This window comes from Agrobacterium sp. LEGMi-208b (genome assembly GCF_059511785.1).
Window position 1 is genome coordinate 917,096 of the sequence record NZ_CM183446.1, and the last position, 18,112, is coordinate 935,207.

General features: G+C 60.2%; 15 protein-coding genes. 7 read left to right on the forward strand and 8 right to left on the reverse strand.

Annotated features, from left to right (window positions below; translation table 11 throughout):
• Window positions 1-10 precede the first annotated feature (10 nt).
• Entirely contained in the window at window positions 11-622 is a 612-nt protein-coding gene (locus AC5YUO_RS18945) for a 3'-5' exonuclease (protein ID WP_496156335.1), read from the reverse strand.
• An 82-nt stretch (window positions 623-704) separates the two neighbouring features.
• Here AC5YUO_RS18945 and AC5YUO_RS18950 point away from each other — a divergent pair, with 82 nt between their 5' ends.
• The 3 genes from AC5YUO_RS18950 to AC5YUO_RS18960 are packed head-to-tail and all read left to right on the forward strand — an operon-like array spanning window position 705 to window position 4,157.
• On the forward strand, window positions 705-1,799 hold the full coding sequence (locus tag AC5YUO_RS18950) for a PspA/IM30 family protein (RefSeq protein WP_496156336.1): 1,095 nt from the start codon (window positions 705-707) through the stop codon (window positions 1,797-1,799).
• Window positions 1,799-2,452: an OB-fold-containig protein gene (locus tag AC5YUO_RS18955; protein WP_496156337.1), complete on the forward strand. Its 654-nt coding sequence runs from the start codon at window positions 1,799-1,801 to the stop codon at window positions 2,450-2,452. The genes AC5YUO_RS18950 and AC5YUO_RS18955 overlap by 1 nt, the downstream gene beginning before the upstream one ends.
• A gap of 13 nt (window positions 2,453-2,465) precedes the next feature.
• The gene (locus AC5YUO_RS18960; protein WP_400813550.1) at window positions 2,466-4,157 is read left to right on the forward strand and encodes a flotillin family protein; all 1,692 of its coding nucleotides are present in this window, start codon (window positions 2,466-2,468) and stop codon (window positions 4,155-4,157) included.
• Between the two features lie 117 nt (window positions 4,158-4,274).
• Here the strand turns inward: AC5YUO_RS18960 and AC5YUO_RS18965 are convergent, their stop codons facing one another.
• Window positions 4,275-4,826 (reverse strand): TetR/AcrR family transcriptional regulator, encoded by a 552-nt coding sequence (locus AC5YUO_RS18965; protein ID WP_496156338.1) that lies wholly within the window; start codon window positions 4,824-4,826, stop codon window positions 4,275-4,277.
• 78 nt (window positions 4,827-4,904) lie between these two features.
• Here AC5YUO_RS18965 and AC5YUO_RS18970 point away from each other — a divergent pair, with 78 nt between their 5' ends.
• Entirely contained in the window at window positions 4,905-5,774 is an 870-nt protein-coding gene (locus tag AC5YUO_RS18970; protein WP_496156339.1) for an alpha/beta hydrolase family protein, read from the forward strand.
• 189 nt (window positions 5,775-5,963) lie between these two features.
• Window positions 5,964-6,746, forward strand: a complete 783-nt coding sequence (locus AC5YUO_RS18975) for a pyrroline-5-carboxylate reductase (RefSeq protein WP_496156340.1) — start codon at window positions 5,964-5,966, stop codon at window positions 6,744-6,746.
• 49 nt (window positions 6,747-6,795) lie between these two features.
• On the opposite strand, the gene AC5YUO_RS18980 is transcribed toward AC5YUO_RS18975, so the two are convergent.
• From AC5YUO_RS18980 to AC5YUO_RS19005, 6 genes are all read right to left on the reverse strand, one after another.
• Window positions 6,796-8,394: an MFS transporter gene (locus tag AC5YUO_RS18980; protein ID WP_496156341.1), complete on the reverse strand. Its 1,599-nt coding sequence runs from the start codon at window positions 8,392-8,394 to the stop codon at window positions 6,796-6,798.
• Window positions 8,391-8,831, reverse strand: coding sequence for a DoxX family protein (locus tag AC5YUO_RS18985; RefSeq protein ID WP_496156342.1), 441 nt, complete (start codon window positions 8,829-8,831; stop codon window positions 8,391-8,393). The genes AC5YUO_RS18980 and AC5YUO_RS18985 overlap by 4 nt, the downstream gene beginning before the upstream one ends.
• A gap of 190 nt (window positions 8,832-9,021) precedes the next feature.
• Entirely contained in the window at window positions 9,022-11,004 is a 1,983-nt protein-coding gene (locus AC5YUO_RS18990) for an amidohydrolase (protein WP_496156343.1), read from the reverse strand.
• Complete coding sequence (locus AC5YUO_RS18995; RefSeq protein WP_269711599.1) at window positions 11,004-11,294, reverse strand: XapX domain-containing protein; 291 nt, start codon at window positions 11,292-11,294, stop codon at window positions 11,004-11,006. The genes AC5YUO_RS18990 and AC5YUO_RS18995 overlap by 1 nt, the downstream gene beginning before the upstream one ends.
• A 73-nt stretch (window positions 11,295-11,367) precedes the next feature.
• Window positions 11,368-12,057: a hydrolase gene (locus AC5YUO_RS19000; protein ID WP_496156344.1), complete on the reverse strand. Its 690-nt coding sequence runs from the start codon at window positions 12,055-12,057 to the stop codon at window positions 11,368-11,370.
• A gap of 138 nt (window positions 12,058-12,195) precedes the next feature.
• Complete coding sequence (locus tag AC5YUO_RS19005; protein ID WP_496156520.1) at window positions 12,196-13,128, reverse strand: VOC family protein; 933 nt, start codon at window positions 13,126-13,128, stop codon at window positions 12,196-12,198.
• Window positions 13,129-13,246: 118 nt separating this feature from the next.
• Here AC5YUO_RS19005 and AC5YUO_RS19010 point away from each other — a divergent pair, with 118 nt between their 5' ends.
• A complete protein-coding gene (locus tag AC5YUO_RS19010; RefSeq protein ID WP_496156345.1) occupies window positions 13,247-14,146 on the forward strand; it encodes a LysR family transcriptional regulator in 900 nt (299 codons plus the stop codon).
• 755 nt (window positions 14,147-14,901) lie between these two features.
• Entirely contained in the window at window positions 14,902-17,871 is a 2,970-nt protein-coding gene (locus AC5YUO_RS19015) for a beta strand repeat-containing protein (protein WP_496156346.1), read from the forward strand.
• Window positions 17,872-18,112: the final 241 nt, after the last annotated feature.

Below are 18,112 nucleotides of genomic sequence, written 5' to 3' on the forward strand. Positions count from 1 at the left end.
CCGGCAGTGGCTAGGCGCCGAACACGTCCGGCTTCAGCTTTCCGCCCCTCAGGAGATGCTGCAGGGCATAAGAAACCGAAAGCGCATCATCGAGCGCATCGTGCCCCCGCGATGGCGGATGCTCGACGCCATAATAATCTGCCAGCCTGTTGCTCGGCGTTTTTGCCAGCTCCTCCACCGGCATTCCCGCTGCAAGCAGAAGTTTGACGGCATTATCGAAACGCTCGGCAGGGATGGGCGGCTCTATGCCGGCGACATAACAGCTGATCGCCACCATATTCAGCTCGTCCTTGCCCCATGACCAGCATTGGGCGCCTTCAGAAAAACTGTCGAAGCTTGAAAGGGCCTCCTGCAAGGGAATTCCCTCCGTTTCGATGATCTCCTCGGTGATACCCGTCAGCCCGGTGAAAAAGGGATCGATCGCATATCGTCTGCCATGGCGGTCGATCGGACATATATAGGCCTTATAGGTCCCCAGAAGCGGAAAATCGTCCTCCAGCCCGAGCCTGACGGCGCCAATCTGCGCGATGACCGGATCGGGATCATGGGCGGCACACCAGAACCTGCGCTGGGAGCCCTCCAGGCAGAGGAATTCACAATCGAATATGATTGCCTTTTTCACGAACCAACCTCTCGTTTTGCACGGATCAACCCTTGAAAGCACAAATGAAGTGCTTTATATATTTCACATGAGCACGAAACTTTTGTCCAACGTTGTCCTGGCACTCAATCTTTCGGAGGCGAACCGCTCTTCTCTCGAAGAAACGCTCCTTGCCTATCGTCGTGCGATGGCGATCCTTGACCAGACTGAAGGCGCCAATCTCGTAGCCTTGCATGCGGCAGCTTATGAAGAGATCAGGATCAAGACCAGCCTTCCTTCCCGCATGGTGACGCTGGCCCTGCGCGACCATAGCCAGCGCGATCCGCAAGAGCCCGTGCGGGACATCCCGCTCGACAGCAAGCTCTTTTCGGTCAAGGGGCCGGACACGGTGAGCATCGCAACCCTCTCGGGCCGCGTCGTGGTGCCCTATACCGTCCGTGGCTATCACGACGGCTGGAATGACTTTTCAGAAGCGCGCCTTGTATTCGAGGGCGAATCCATCAGCATCCATGCCGGGATAAAAACCGGCTTTCAACCAAACCGGGAGGCTTCGATGAACAATGAAGGTATTCTTGGCAGGCTCGGGCGTGTCATCGCCGGTGTCATGAACAATGCTGTCGATGCGGCAGAGGCATCCAATCCGGTTGCGGTCGCCCAGCAGGCGGTGCGGGAAATCGCACAGATCGCCGATGAGGCCCGATCCGCACTCGGCGTGGCGGTCGCAGCCGGCCATCGCCTGAAAGCCAAGGCCGCCGATCTCGACGAAGAAATTCGCGACCTCGACGACAAGATCCGGATCGGACTTGAAAACGGCCGCGAGGATCTGGCCCGTGCGGCAACCGGGCTGCAGATCGATCTGGAAGCACAGCGGGAAGCGCTGAACAAGGCGATACTCGAGAATGCCGCCGAAATTGCCGAGGCGGAAACCACATTGCGCAGCATCGCCTCCGCAAAGGCGGATGCGCAAAAGCGGCTTGAGGACGCCAAGCGCGCCGAACGCATCACGCCGGCAACCGATACGACCCCATCCCAGCGCAACGACCGCCGTCTGGCTGACGCGCTCGACGCCATCGAAAGAGTAACCGGCACCCCCGCCAAGCCCAATAACGGTGCGGCGGAGGTTGAGGAGCTCGGCCGCATGCAGCGCCAGAGCGCCATCGAAGCACGGCTCAAGGCATTCCGCGAGGGACAGCGCTGATGGAGAGCATTGTCCAGCCAGGCACTGCTCCCTTCTGGATCGCCTTGCTGACGGTCGCCGGCCTCGGCATCGTCGAACTCGTGTCGGTTCTTCTTGGAGTATCGGCTTCGGGACTGCTTGACGACAACTTCAGTTACCACGCGCCCGGCGATGCCGAGGCGGGGTTACTCGGCAGCTGGATGTCCTGGCTCAATGCGGGCGGCGTGCCGCTTCTCGTTCTGGCAGTCATCCTGCTCTCGGCTTTTTCCGTCGCCGGTTTTTTCATTCAGGGGATCGCTTCCGCAACGCCGCTCGGGCCATTGCCGTCCTATCTGGCCATGACCGGTGCCATTGCCGCCGCCCTGCCGGCCACGCGGTCACTCAGCCGCGCCGTTGCCAAGGTCATCCCACGCGATGAGACAAACGCGCTCGAGCAGACCGATTTTCTGGGACTTGTCGGCACAGTCACCATCGGGCCTCTGGATCAGGGCAAGCCCGGCACCGTGCGGGTCAAGGACCGGCACGAGAATATTCACTTCCTGCGTGCACAGGCCGCATCCGGTCACACGATCGATACGGGTGCGCAGGTACTGATCGTCGACGGTGCGGACGGGCTTTTTCAGGCCATTCCCGCACCGCCGGACCTGGAAATTCACCATAGCGAGCATCAATAGGGGCTAACTCACCATGGATTTCTTTTCTTTGAGCCTGATTGCGGGGGCCATTGTCACGGCCATCGTCGTCATCGGCATCATCATGACATCGCTCTACACGCGGTCGACACGCGACAAAGCCTATGTAAGGACCGGTCTCGGCGGTAAGAAAGTCGTTCTCGATGGCGGCGCCATCATCCTGCCGATCTTCCATTCCTATTCCTGGGTCTCGCTCAGCACATTGCGGCTGGAGGTGAAAAGATCCGAACATGAATCCCTGATCACCAAGGATCGCATGCGGGCCGACATCACCGCCGAATTTTACGTGCGGGTGAAGCCCGACGCAGAAAACATCGCACTTGCCGCCCAGACACTCGGTGACCGGACAAATGATGCCGACGCGCTGAAGTCACTGGTCGAAGCGAAATTTGTTGACGGTTTGCGCTCGGTTGCCGCGACCATGTCGCTGCGCGATCTTCAGGAGCAGCGCGCCGAATTCGTCAAATCCGTGCAGGCGGCCGTCGCGCACGATCTACAGTCCAACGGTCTGGAACTGGAATCAGTTTCGCTGACACGGCTCGATCAAACCGATATCAAGCACTTCAATCCCAACAACTCGTTTGATGCGGAAGGCCTGACGGCGCTCACCCGGATCACCGAGGAGCGCAAGCGCGAACGCAACCAGATTGTCCGCGACAACGAAGTCGAAATTGCCACGAAGGACCGCGAAGCGGTGCTGCGGCGCCTGACCATCGAGCGCGAACAGCGTGATGCGGAACTGACGCAGGAGCGCGATATCGCCAACAAGACGGCGGAAACGCGGGCGGAAGCGGCAAAGGCCGAGCAGGCGGCCCGCCTTAACGAGGAAACGGCAAAGCTCGATACCGAGCGCGGTATCGCCGAACGGGATGCTCAAGCCCGCCAGGCGCGTGAAACTGCCCGCATCGAAGCCGAGCGCGGTATTGCCGAACGCGAGGCGGAAGCACGCAAGATCACTGAAACGGCACGAATCGAAGCCGCTATCGCCGTGGCGCAGAAGGTGGAGCAGGAACAGGCCGCCCGCGCCAAGGCGGATGAAGCCAAGGCTTCCGCCATCACTGCGGAAGAACAGGTGGCAACCGCCCGCGAAGTGGAAATCGCCGAACGCGCCAAGCGCATCGCCGTGATCGACGCCCGCAAGGCGGCAGAGCAGGAGGCGACGGCCATCACGGTAAAGGCGGAAGCCGAACGGCAGGCCGCCGAAAACCTGGCTGCGGCCACCAAGATCGGTGCCGAAGCCGAGGCACAGGCCGCGAAAATCCGCGCCGAAGGCGTCATCGCGCTCGGCGATGCCGAAGCGCAGGCGGAACGCGCAAAGAATGATGCACGCAATGCGCTATCGGGCGACATCATCGCATTCGAACTCGCCCGTGCAAGGATCGCCATCATTCCCGAAGCACTTTCCGAGGCGATGAAGCCCATCGAGAAGATTTCCGATATCCGCATCTTCAGCGCCGGTAATCTCGCCGGTGCTCTCGGTGGCGGCGGCGACGCCAAAAACGGCAATGGCCTCGGCGATCTTTCGAGCCAGCTTCTCAGCTTCACTGCGCAAAAGCCGGTTCTTGACGAAATCCTCGCACAGGCCGGCTTCAAGGGTACGGACCCGACACAGGCGCTGTTGGCCGCATCAATCGCGAACGCTGCGGATCAACCAGCGTCAGAGAAACAGCAACGCAAAGAGACGTAAAAGAGTCCTATCTTCTACGGCAACGACAACAAGCGCGGTCAGTCTCAAGGTGGCCGCGCTTTTCATTTGCCCTGCGGCTCAAATCAAGCCGCCGCATGAAAACGCACCGGCATAAGCTTAGGCAGACGGCCGCAGACTGCTCTCCAGCGTCTCGAACGACGTGACATCCTGGCGCGCCAGTGAAACAACCCATGCGCCCTGCAGCCCGATCACCAGTCTTTCGGCATCGGTCTGCGGATCGTGACTGCCCAGACGCCTTGCCTGAGCTGCTATCCTTGTGGTCCAGTCGTTGAGCACATCCGCACCGATCTGGCGCAAATCGGGCTTTTCATCGCCGGCCTGAATGATGCTGAGCACCGGGCAGCCCATGATGCTGCCATTTTCCTGCGAAAGGCGGGCTATCGCACGGCACAGCGCCACCGAGCCCAAAGCGAAGCTCTCCGCATCTTCGAAATTCGCATCGATCAGCTCTGCCACCTTCCGGCCCGCCCATCGTGTCGCCTCGGCGGCAAGCTGCTCCTTGCCACCGGGAAAATGATAATAGAGAGAGCCCTTCGGCAGGCCCGTCTCCGCGAGAATTTCAGCCAGTCCGACACCCGCATAACCGCGCCGCCGAAACAGCGCGGAGGTGGCCCGTATCAGGGCTTGGCGGTTCTTGCTTTCGTCCATTCGCCTGTTTTAAGCGCTGTAGACCGTTTGGTCCATAGATGTTATTAGACCAAACGGTCCAGGAAGAGCGAGGGACGGATGACAGAGATTGCAGAGAGCCGGGAGATGAGCATTGTTTCGGAAGGACACAGGCTCGCAGGCCGGTTCTTTCCGCCCAAAGGGCCAGCCCGCGCGCATCTTGTCCTTCACGGCGCAACAGGTGTTCCGGCGCGCTATTACCGCGCCTTCGCCACATGGGCGGCCGGTCGGGGCATCGGTGTCCTGACCTATGATTATCGCGATTTCGGCGCATCCCGACAACGCCCGGTCCGCGAAAGCCGGGCCACGATGGCCGACTGGGGAATTGCCGACCAGACGGCGGCGGAGGCCGCACTTTGCCAGATCGCACCGGAAGGCCCCCTCTGGCTGCTGGGCCATTCCCTTGGCGGACTGACATTTGCGTTTCGAGGCCATGACGAGCGGCTTGAGCGTGTCATCACCATCGGTTCGGGCTTTGCCCATGTCAGCGATCATCCTTGGACCTATCGGCCCACGGTCATCGCTTTCTGGTATCTGCTCGGGCCTGTCAGCACGACACTCGCGGGCTACCTTCCCGGGCGAAGATTGCTGCTGGGTGCGGATCTGCCCGCCGGGATCTACTGGCAATGGCGCCGCTGGTGCACGAGCCGGGATTTCTTCCGGCGCGATATCGGCAAATCACTGCCAGAACCGGATTTTTCCGCCACCCGCTTCGATCTGCGCATGATGACGATGGCAGACGATGTGGTGGTGCCGCCCGCCGCCGTCTGGCGTTATGCCGACGTTTTCCCGCAGGGAAGAGTCAACCGCAGAACCCTGCGCCCGGAAGAATTCGGTCTCGCCTCGCTGCGCCATATCGAGGTCATGTCAGAGCGTGCGGCAGCGGCATGGCCGGCGATATTGGGGCTGGAAGAAACGGATGCGCATTGATTTTGCGACGCTATACTACCCCTGTTCCGGCTTGTGACCGCATCGCCTAGCCGGCACCCGACCGATCACGACGCCACCTCGACCGCAAATTGACATACCCTCCTTGTCGACAATTCCGGGCGGAAAATCTAGCATTGCACGAAAACGACCGATGCCTCTGTCGGTTTCCCTCACCGCTACGGAGCAATCATGTCCCTTCCCCAGAAAATCGGTTTTATCGGCACAGGAGCCATCACGGACGCCATGGTAAGGGGCCTGCTCGCAAGGCCCGCCGCCGTACCGCATGTCATGGTGTCACAACGCAGTGCGGATATTTCGGCGAGACTCGCCGCCGATTTCCCGCAGGTGATCGTTTCGGGCGATAACCAGGCGATCATCGATGGCTGCGATACCGTCGTGCTGGCTATCCGGCCGCAGATCGCTGAAGAAGTCATCGGGCCGCTGCGGTTCCGGGACGGGCAGAAGATCGTCAGCGTCGTTGCCGCAACCGGCCGCGAGGCGCTTCTGGACTGGATCGGGGCGGATGTGCGTCTCAGCCAGGCGATCCCGCTGCCCTTCGTTGCCCGGCGCAAGGGCGTCACCGCCATTTATCCTGCCGATACGGACACAGCTGCGATTTTCAACGTGCTGGGCAATGCGGTGGAATGCGAGACCAAGGCGGAATATGATCTTCTGGCGGCCGCCAGCGCCCTGATGGCCACCTATTTCGGCATCATGCAAACGACGACGGAATGGCTTGCCGAGAACGGTCTGCCGGAAGAAAAGGGGCGCGCTTATCTTGCACCCCTCTTCGCCGGCCTCTCCGAGGTGGCCCTGCTTGCTGGCACCAAGGCGGATTTCATCGATCTCAGCCGCGAATTCGCCACCAGGGGCGGCCTCAACGAGCAGGTGTTGCTGGACTTCGACAGCAAGGGCGGCTCCGGGGCGCTGAAAGATGCATTGAGCCGCGTGTTGGAGCGGATTGCGCAATAGCCGGTCGCAACGGCAACCCTAAAAAGGGGCCTTTCGGCCCCTTTCTGTTTTACGCCTTCCCCGGCCGGTTGATTGTGAGGAAGTGCCGCACGACAGGCTTTTCCAGCCCGGAATGATAAGCCAGCACCTTGCCCTGCAAATCCGCATCGGCATTGGAAACCCGCTTGTGCTGGCGCAGATGCTCGGCCCAGGATTCCACCATGAACCATTCGACGATCTTCTGCGGATCGGCGGAGTCTTCCGTTACGCCCCAGCCATAGGCGCCATCGCGCCGGCGCTCCTGGGAAAGCTCGTCCAGTGCATGCAGGAAAGCGGAGCGGTGATGCTTTTCGACATTATATTCGATCAGGATCAGAACCGGGCCGCGATCATGGGCCACCGGCTCGGCAACGAGCGGTTCCGGCCAATGGTTGGAGGGCACCATATCCGCATCACCCGCAGGCAGTTTCAGGCGATGCATGACGAGGCCGGCGATGAAGAGACCGGCTGCACCGATCAGCAGCGTGCCCGGCACACCTGCGGCTTCACCTACAGCGCCCCAGCCAATGCTGCCCGCCGTCATCGCACCATTAAAGACAGTGAGATAGACCGCCAGACCACGACCCCGAACCCAGTTCGGCAGGATTGCCTGGGCTGCACCATTCAGGGTCGTCAGTGCGGTGATCCAGGCACCGCCGAGGAACAGCAGGATGATGATGGCAAGCCATTTCGGCGGTGCGAATGACAGCCCGGCCATGACGAGCGCGGTGATGATGGCGGCACCCAGAAGCAGGCCATCGGCATCGAAACGGGCGCGCAGCTTCGGCATGACCAGTGCACCGCCGATCGCACCGGCCCCAACGGCGCCGAGCAGAATGCCGTAGAAACTCGCATCTCCACCCAGCAATTGCCGGGCAACCAGCGGCAGCAGCGCCCAGACGGCACTGGCAAAAGCAAAGAAGATCGCAGCCCGCAGCAGGACGACATGCAGCGGCCGGCTGGCGCGGGTGTAACGGAGACCTGCCCGGAATGCGCCAAAAAAGTTCTCCTGCAGCGCGTCATTGGCGTTCTTGGCCCGCGGCCACCACAGAAGAGCGGCGATGACAACGAAATAGCTGGCGACATCGGCACCATAGGTGAAGGCCGCACCGAAGGCCGCAAGCAGGATGCCGCCGGCCGCGGGACCGATGGAACGGGCGATGTTGATGCCGAGCGAATTCAGCGCCACGGCGCTCTTGATATCCTCGCGCTTCACCAGTTCCGGCACGATCGCCTGCCAGGTCGGCCCCATCAGTGCCGCGCCGATGCCACCGAGGAAGGTGAGGCCGATCAGGGCGCTGACGGACAACATGCCGGTATGGGCAAGAACCATGAGGGTGACGCTGACCGAGGCCAGTAGCAGCTGGACCGCGATCAGGAATTTGCGGCGGTCGAGAATATCGGTCAGCACACCGGCCGGGATCGCCAGAAGAAAAATAGGCAGGGTTCCGGCCGCCTGGACCAGGGCGACCGCCGCCGGTGATGCCGAAAGATCGGTCATCAACCATGAACTGGCGACATCACGCATGAAGCTGCCGGTATTACCGAGCACCGTCGCGGCCCAGAGGACGGCGAAAACCGGTTGTGCAAGAGGAGCAAAGCTGCTCGCGGAGGATTTTGCGGCACTCATTTGCCTGTTCCTTTCGTGAGATCGATTGCAGCGACGATAACAAAGGCGCCGGCCAGACCGAGATGTTCGAAGAAGGCGTTGGTGGCCATCATGCGGTCCATGCCGGGCGCCATTTCCCAGAACCGAAGAGCGATGAAGGTCGCAAGAAGGGTGAAGCCCGAGAGCGCCAGAGCACCCGCCCAGCGCAGGAAGCCCGATACCACCATGGCGGAAGCGGTGAGTTCAAAAGCGATGACAAAGACGGCAAATGCCGCCGCCGGCTGCAGGCCAAAATGGTTCATTTCCGCGATCGCACCGGGGAAATCGAAAATCTTGGTGAGCGGCCCCTGAATATAGGCCGAACAAAGCGCCAGAAGAGCCACGGTTCGTGTGACGGGCGCGGCGACGATTTGAGCAAGAAGCCCGCGAAGGCGAAGGGTGGAAGATGGGTCGGTCATTTTAATGCTCCTGCGATCTGGCCGTCGATGTGTGCGGCGCTGCGTTCATCTGATGGAGCGATATTGGCGCAAAGGATTGCCGCCAACAATTGCATCAATAGTTTCGATATAATTGCATAATCTGCAATATTCTTTGGCAGGTAACGGGCGGCGGCGTGCGCCGCCCGCTGGATTTCCTCGCCGATCAGGCTCAGACCGCCCAGCAGGAGCAGCCCAAAGCGCCGAAGAAGCCTTTCAGATCGGCAATCGGCAGTTTCGATGTCCAGGCGCCAGCATGGTCGTGGCCATGAACACCGCAATCACTGGCGCAACCGCAGGAGGTGATGGCGGCGCGTCTCAGCGAGTTCTTTCCGGCACCCTGCGGCTCGCTCCAGGCGGCATAACCGCCGAAGGTGCGGACCGGCGACCAGTCTGGCATCGCGGGCGGAATGTTGCTCTCATCGAGCACCCTGAAGTCACCGGCACCATAAACGATCTTGCCGCCTACCATGGTCAGTTCCGAGGTGAGGAAGGAGATTTCATCTTCCGCGCAGGAGAAATAGTCCTTGTCCGGCACGACGAGATCGGCGAACTGCCCTTTCTCGATACGGCCCTTCTCGCCTTCCTCGTTGGAGAACCAGGTGACCTTTTCCGTCCACATGCGCAGTGCCGTCTCGCGGTCGAGGCAATTGGCACGCGGATAAAGCTGCATGCCGCCGATGGTTTTGCCCGTCACCATCCAGAACAGCGACACCCACGGATTATAAGAGGCAACGCGCGTTGCATCCGTGCCCGCCGAAACGTTCACGCCCTTTTCCAGCATTCGCGCGATTGGTGGCGTCGCCTCTGCGACGCCCTGGCCATAACGTTCTACGAAATACTCGCCCTGATAGGCCATGCGGTGCTGGGTGGCGATGCCGCCACCAAGGGCGGCGATGCGGTCGATGGAGCGATCGGAGATGGTTTCGGCATGGTCGAAGAACCAGTTCAATCCTTCGAGCGGGATATCCCGGTTGACCTTTTCGAACACATCAAGCGCCCGGGAGATGGTCTCGTCATAGGTGGCGTGCAGACGCCAGGGCCAGCGGTTTTCCGCCAGAATCCGAGCGACATCTTCAAGCTCGCCCTCCATCTCCGGTGGCATATCGGGCCGCGGCTGACGGAAATCCTCAAAATCGGCCGCGGAAAAGACCAGCATTTCACCCGCACCATTATGCCGGAAATAATCGTTGCCCTGCTTGTATTTGACCGATGACGTCCAGTTGAGGAAATCCTCTTTCTCCTGCTTCGGCTTCTGCGTGAAGAGGTTGTAGGCCAGCCGAACCGTCATCTGGTTCTCATCCGACAGCTTCTGGATCACCTCGTAATCGTCAGGATAATTCTGGAAGCCGCCACCCGCATCGATCACGCCGGTCACCCCCAGCCGGTTCAGCTCACGCATGAAGTGGCGGGTGGAATTGACCTGATAGTCGAGCGGCAGTTTCGGTCCCTTGGCAAGCGTCGAATAGAGGATGCCGGCATTCGGCTTGGCGAGCAGCAGGCCGGTGGGATTGCCGTTGGCATCGCGGGTGATCTCGCCGCCGGGCGGGTTCGGCGTATCCTTGGTATAGCCCACGGCACGCAGTGCTGCGCCGTTCAGCAGCGCCCGGTCATAGAGATGCAGAAGGAAGACCGGCGTATCCGGCGCCACCGCATTGATTTCCTCGATGGTCGGCAGACGCTTTTCGACGAATTGATGCTCGGTGAAACCACCGACGACGCGCACCCATTGCGGAGCCGGCGTGATTGCCACCTGGCGCTTCAGCATGTCCATGGCATCGGCAAGCGAGCGAACGCCGTCCCAGCGCAGTTCCATGTTGAAGTTCAGGCCGCCGCGCACGACGTGTGTGTGGTTGTCGATCAGGCCGGGCAGCACGCGTTTGCCCTTGAGGTCGATGATCCTCGTGTCCGCTCCGGCAAAGGCCATGACCTCGGCATCGCTTCCCACTTCAACAAACAGGCCATCCTTGATGGCGACTGCCGTTGCATTCGGATTGCCGCGATCAAGCGTCGTGACGCGACCATTGTGAAGGATGGTATCTGGATGCATGGACGAAGCTCCGCTCTTGATGGGATCAGCGGCCTTAGCCGGTGAAAACAGATGAGGAAAGGCGAGACTGGATGCCGCGCCGAGGAAAGTGCGTCGCGTCGGCATCAGCTTTTCTCCCGGTTGGTTGGCTGCTGTGTCTGCGCGAGATCAGTGGTTTCGGCACCACCCTTGGGCATGTGGCCGAACATGTGCGGCTTGATCTGGTTGAACCACGAAACGGCGGCCGGTTCCCTGTCGATGATCGTCCTTGCGAGGGGGATGATCTGTTCTCCGACCAAGATGCCCAGCAGGCCGACAAGCGCAATGACGGGCGGCGCAGGCGAGCGCACGTTAAGCAGGCTGTAGACGATGCCGACCAGCAGGCCGGCGCCAAGCGACAGAAGATAGACTTTCATGGAAACCTCCTTTGGATGGATAAAGCCGCGCCGGCCGGGATACTGATCCCGCCGGCGCGACATGGTTGAAAGCTTATTTCGCGGGGTTCGGGCCGATGCGCTTGCCGTGCTTGACGCGCTCTGTACCGCCATGGACATGGGTGACGGCATAATCGATGCCCATGCCGTAGGCGCCGGAATGTTCCTTCACCAGCGAGGTGACGGCGTCATAGGTTTCCTTGCGGGCCCAGTCGCGTTGCCATTCCAGCAGCACCTGCTGCCAGGTGACGGGAATGATGCCCGCCTGCACCATGCGGTCCATGGCATATTTATGCGCGTCGAGAGAGGTGCCACCGGAGGCATCAGCCACCATGTAGATCTCGTAATCGGCGACATCATGCAGCGCCGAGAGTGCGAAGGTGGTGTTGCACACTTCCGTCCAGAGACCGGAGACGACGATCTTCCTGCGGCCGGTGGCGGCATTTTTCGCCAAGGCATCGCGAACATTCTGATCATCCCAGGAATTCATCGAGGTCCGTTCGAGAATATCGTTTTCCGGGAAGACCGCGAGCAGTTCCGGGAAGGTATTGCCGGAGAAGCTTTCCGTTTCGACCGTGGTGATGGTCGTCGGGATGTTGAAGATCTTTGCCGCCTTGGCGAGGCCGACGACATTGTTCTTCAGGGTCTGGCGGTCGATCGACTGCACACCGAAAGCCATCTGCGGCTGCTGGTCGATGAAGATCAACTGGCTGTTGACGGGGGTAAGGACTTCAAGCTTCGACATGGTGGTTCTCCGTTCAGGTGGTGATTGCCGGTCTACGGCGGTGAAATTGACAAGGCTTCGCCGGTCGGCTGCCCGTCAGGGGCAGCCGTCTTGAGAAGGCGGAATGGTATGGTCAGTCGATACGGATCAGCGATCCGCCTATGCGGCGAGCGACACCAGGTTCGCCTCGATCTGGTTGCGGAAAGGCTCGTAGCGGCTGGGCAGCTTCAGCGCTTCGCCCAGATGAGCCGTATCCTCGTCACGGTCGAAACCGGGTTCGTTGGTTGCGATCTCGAACAGGATCCCGCCCGGGGTCCGGAAATAGATCGCCCAGAAATAATCGCGATCGATGACGGGAGTGACCTGGTAACCGGTATCCATCAGCGCCTTGCGCACTTCCAGCTGCTTTTCGCGGTTTTCGACCGCAAAGGCGATATGGTGGACCGAACCTGCCCCCTGACGGGCAAAGGGCGTATTCGGCAGGGTCGCAAGATCGATCGTATCGGCCCCATTGCCGCCGGGAATGACGTAACGCGTCACATTGCCCTCGGCATCGGCACGCTCATATCCCATGAAACGAAGAAGTTCCTCGGTCGCCGCCGTGTCGTTGAGATTAAAGCGTGCACCGGAGAAACCGCGTATGGCGTTCTCCTCGGAAATGCCCTCGGCCTGCCAGGCAGCGCGTGCATCATTTGCCGTTTCGATCAGGGCCAGCCCATCGCCATCGGGACCGGTAAAGCGCAGGCGATTGGCGCCGAAGACCGTGTCGGCCTCAATGCCGGCGACACCCTTTGCAATCAGCCGGTCTTTCCAGAAACCCATGGCACCCTTCGGAATGGAGAACTGGGTCTCGCCCACCTCGCCCACGCCGGGACGGCCCGCCATCATGTGGTCGAAAGGAAAATAGGTTATGACCGTGCCGGGCGTTCCCGTTTCGTCACCGTAATAAAGGTGGTAAACGCTGGGTTCGTCGAAGTTGACGGTCTTCTTCACCCGGCGCAGGCCGAGCGTATCGGTGAAAAAGCTGTTATTCTGCCGCGCATCCGACGCCATCGACGTAACGTGGTGCAGGCCCTTGATATCCTTGATCATCATCGGCGCCTTTCGTGGTCGCTGTGTTTGTTTCGATGGACAAAGATGTAACCCGCTTGATCACGTCGCAGAATTGCAATATTTCTCTCGAATGAATTGCGATTTTTGAAATAATGCGATGAACGATCACAAAGCTCTCAAAATCTTCCTGATGGCGGCCGAGAAGCGCAATTTCGCGCAGGTCGCCCGCGAACTCAGCATGACGGCGGCCGGCGTTACCCGTGCCATTGCCGCGCTCGAATGTGATCTCGGTGTACAATTATTCGTCCGCACCACCCGGCAGGTATCCCTGACGACGGACGGCGCCGTGTTCGCCGCACAGATACAGCCCGCGGTCGAGGCGCTGGAGAATGCCCGGCGCGACGTGCGCAACGCCCACAAGGCCGATGAGGGGCGGCTCAGGATCAGTGCGCCGACATGGCTTGGCAAGACGGTGCTGCCGCCGATCCTGTCGGGTTTCCGGGAATTATATCCGAAAATGTGTTTCGAGATTTCCCTGTCGGACGGCCTCGTCAATATTGTCGATGATGACTACGATCTGGCGATCCGCATTTCGTCGGCCCCCTCAGACAAATTCACCATCTGGCGCAAGATCAGGGCCGTACCGAGAATCCTGGTGGCGGCACCGGGCAGCCGGTTCATGCAGATGAAACATCCAGGCGACCTCACGCCTGACGATTGCCTTGCCTATAGCGGTGAAAGCCGGCGGGAGAACTGGGTCCTTTCGGATGGCGGATCGAGCATCACCATAACCGCCGGTCGCGCCTTCAGCGCCAATAATGGCGAGGTTCTGGCCGATATGGCAGCCGATGGCGCCGGCGTGGCCATGCTGCCGGGATTTCATATCGCCGAACATATCCGCAGTGGGCGGCTTGTCCATGTTCTGCCGGGCTGGGCCCCGCCTGAACTCTGGCTGACGCTCTATTATCCGCCCTATCAGACCCTGCCGCCCCGCATCGCCACCTTCTCGAAATTCTTCGAAGAACAGCTGGCGGCCCATATGGTGACGCTGGACTGAAGCCGGCACATTACATCATGACGAAGCGCAGAAAAGCGGCGGTTACAAAACGATCCGGCCGCAATAGCGGGAAGGCTCTTTCTACGCACGTTTGCAGAATGACGTCATCAGAGCATGGCCGAATCAGCCTATTGTTCGCATCTGCCGGGCTAAAGCATTGTCATGGCCTGAAAACAGCTTCCGATTTTAAAAAGCCAAATACGCAGCGTAGAAAATGAGGGAAAAGGCAAATTTTCAATCGCAGCTGGCAAGCGTTACATAAGCCCATCAGCTCCTATCAAGCATCGTTATTCAGTTTTGAACGAGATCAGGAACCAGAACCCGACACCTATGCCCTCCTGAAGTCATACTACTTATACGATAGAGAACGTATCTGGCTTCCGGCAGTGAAAGATGGCAAAATAGACATTTGTCCGTTCTATTTTATACTTCACTAGAATCTAAAATAGGTTTCTACCAAGAATAGATGGCGTCATCGCAAATATTAACTGGTCTTTAAATGTTCGGCTGATATGACACGCACGTCGTGAGCTTCGTAAGCGGCAAGAAATTATTAGCGGCATTCGCACAAGCTAGCGTGGAAAATCCGGGTCCGATTTTTGGCTCGAATTGCATGAAGCGTTTCCAGCGCAGGTTCACATGAGCCATGTTCTCCACAATTTCGCTTTATTTGCGGGTGCCGGATCGCTGTCATCATGGGCAGTGTCTGGCGGCAGATAGGCGTGACCATTCACCATTCGGTAAAGGACACGTTCATGACTTCGATCCTCTCCTCATTGTCTGCAGTGCAGATTTCCAAGCTTTCCACGTCGACGATCGCCGGCCTGACGTCGGAAGACGTGAATGCTCTTGACAGCACCAAGATCAAGGCTCTCTCTTCGTCTCAGATCGCCTCCTTGAGCACGGATAACCTTGCTCTTTTCAGCTCCGAAGACCTCCGCGCCATTTCGGTAACCGCCGTCAAGGGCCTGACGCTCACGCAGATGGCGAAACTGAGCTCCGCCCAGGTCAGCAGCCTGTCTTCGTCTCAGGTCACGGCACTTTATGCCAGCCAGATTGACGCCCTTTCGACCGACCAGATCAAGGCGCTCAACTCGTCGCAGGTCGCAGGCCTCAGCTCCGCCCAGATTGCAACACTGACCAGCGACGACCTGGCCCTCTTCTCCACCGATGAGATCAAGGCCATTAGCGCCAATGCCATCGCCGGTCTTTCCACGGCGGCTATCGCCGGCCTCAGCACCGACAATGCAGCCGCGCTGACAAAGACGCAGATCGCCGCCCTGTCTTCCACACAGTTCAATGCGCTCAGCTCCGGCAGCCTTGCAACTTTCTCGGCTGACGAAGTCAAGGCGATCACCACCAAGATCCTCGCTGGCCTCAACGTCACCAAGCTCAGCACCGGCAACATCGCCGCACTCAGCAAGGCACAGGTTTCGGCGCTTTCGACGGCGCAGTTTGCAGCCATGTCGACCGACCAGATCAAGGCCCTCACCTCCGAGCAGATGTCTGGCCTCAGCTCCGCTCAGGTTGCGACGCTCGACAGCGCAGAACTGGCTCTCTTCTCGACCGATGAGATCAAGGCCATCGCCGCCAACGCCGTTGCCGGCCTTTCCGCCGCCGGTCTGGCTGCCCTCACCACCGACAACGCTGCAGCGCTGACGAAGACCCAGATCGCTGGTCTCTCCTCCACGCAGCTCAACGCCCTGACCTCCGCAAACCTCGCCACCTTCACGGCGGACGAGATCAAGGCGATCAGCACCAAGGCGCTGGCCGGCCTCGATGTCACCAAGCTCAGCACCGGCAACATCGCCGCACTCAGCAGAGCCCAGGCGACATCGCTCTCCTCGGCACAGTTTGCGGCCCTGTCGACCGACCAGATCAAGGCGCTCACCTCCGATCAGGTTGCCGGCCTCAGCTCCGCTCAGGTCGCAACGCTCGACAGCGCAGAACTGGCCCTGTTCTCCACCGACGAGATCAGCGCCTTCAGCGCCAATGCGGTCTCTGGCCTTTCCACCGCGGCCCTGGCCGCGCTCACCACCGACAACGCAACCGCGCTGACGAAGACCCAGATCGCCGGTCTCTCGTCCACGCAACTGAACGCCCTGACCTCCGCGAACCTTGCCACCTTCACGGCGGACGAAGTCAAGGCGATCACCACCAAGGCTCTCGCTGGCCTCGATGTCACCAAGCTCAGCACCGGCAACATCGCCGCGCTGACCAAAGTTCAGGTTACCTCGCTGTCCTCGACGCAGTTCGCCGCACTCTCGACCGACCAGATCAAGGCCCTCACTTCCGAGCAGGTTTCAGGTCTGAACTCTGCTCAGGTCGCAACGCTCGACAGCGCAGAACTGGCTCTCTTCTCGACCGATGAGATCAAGGCCATTGGTGCCAACGCCGTTGCCGGCCTTTCCGCCGCCGCCCTGGCCGCCCTCACCACCGACAATGCAACCGCGCTGACAAAGACCCAGATTGCGGGCCTGTCGTCCACGCAACTGAACGCCCTGACCTCCGCGAACCTTGCCACCTTCACGGCGGACGAAGTCAAGGCGATCACCACCAAGGCTCTCGCTGGCCTCGATGTCACCAAGCTCAGCACCGGCAACATCGCCGCGCTGACCAAAGCTCAGGTTACCTCGCTGTCCTCGACGCAATTCGCCGCACTCTCGACCGACCAGATCAAGGCCCTCACCTCCGAGCAGGTTTCAGGTCTGAACTCTGCCCAGGTCGCGACGCTCGACAGCGCAGAACTGGCTCTCTTCTCGACCGATGAGATCAAGGCCATCGCCGCCAACGCCGTTGCCGGCCTTTCCGCCGCCGGTCTGGCTGCCCTCACCACCGACAATGCAGCCGCGCTGACGAAGACCCAGATCGCTGGTCTCTCCTCCACGCAGCTCAACGCCCTGACCTCCGCAAACCTCGCCACCTTCACGGCGGACGAGATCAAGGCGATCAGCACCAAGGCGCTGGCCGGCCTCGATGTCACCAAGCTCAGCACCGGCAACATCGCCGCTCTCAGCAGAGCCCAGGCGGCATCGCTCTCCTCGGCACAGTTTGCAGCCCTGTCGACGGACCAGATCAAAGCCCTCAACTCCGACCAGGTTGCCGGCCTCAGCTCCGCCCAGGTCGCGACGCTCGACAGCGCAGAACTGGCTCTCTTCTCCACCGATGAGATCAAGGCGATCGGCGCCAATGCCGTCTCAGGTCTGTCTACTGCGGCTCTGGCGGCGCTTACCACCGACAACGCAGCAGCACTGACGAAGACCCAGATCGCAGGTCTGTCGTCGACGCAGCTTAACGCCTTCAACTCCGCGAACCTTGCCACCTTCACCGCAGAAGAGGTCAAGGCAATCACCGCCAAGGCTCTCGGCGGTCTCGATGCCACCAAGCTCAGCACCGGCAACATCGCCGCGCTTAGCAAGGCACAGGCCGCAGCGCTGTCCTCGACGCAGTTCGCAGCACTCTCGACCGACCAGATCAAGGCCCTAACCTCCGAGCAGGTTTCAGGTCTGACCTCTGCGCAGGTCGCGACGCTCGACGGCACCGAACTGGCCCTGTTCTCCACCGACGAGATCAAGGCCATCAGCGCCAACGCCGTCTCCGGTCTTTCCACCTCGGCCATTGGCGGTCTCAGCAGCGCGCAGGCTGGAGCACTTTCGGCCCAGCAGCTGAAGGTCATGAACGATGCCCAGGTCGAAGCGGTCATCAAGGCCTACAAGACTGTCTAAGACTTAGGAAACCAGACAACGCACGACGCGGCCAAAAGCCGCGTCGTGTTGCATTTTACGCTCTTCATTGCAGAATGCCCGGGAAGGCTATTCAGTATCTGTCCGAGCAAATATCCATCGCCATCGGGCCTTCAACCATGGCCAATTTTGTCGGCGCGATACGCGACAGTATTCTACCCACAAACCCGAGGTGTATATCCTCGTCACGGGCGCCAAATATCTCGCGCAATCGTTCCAGTAC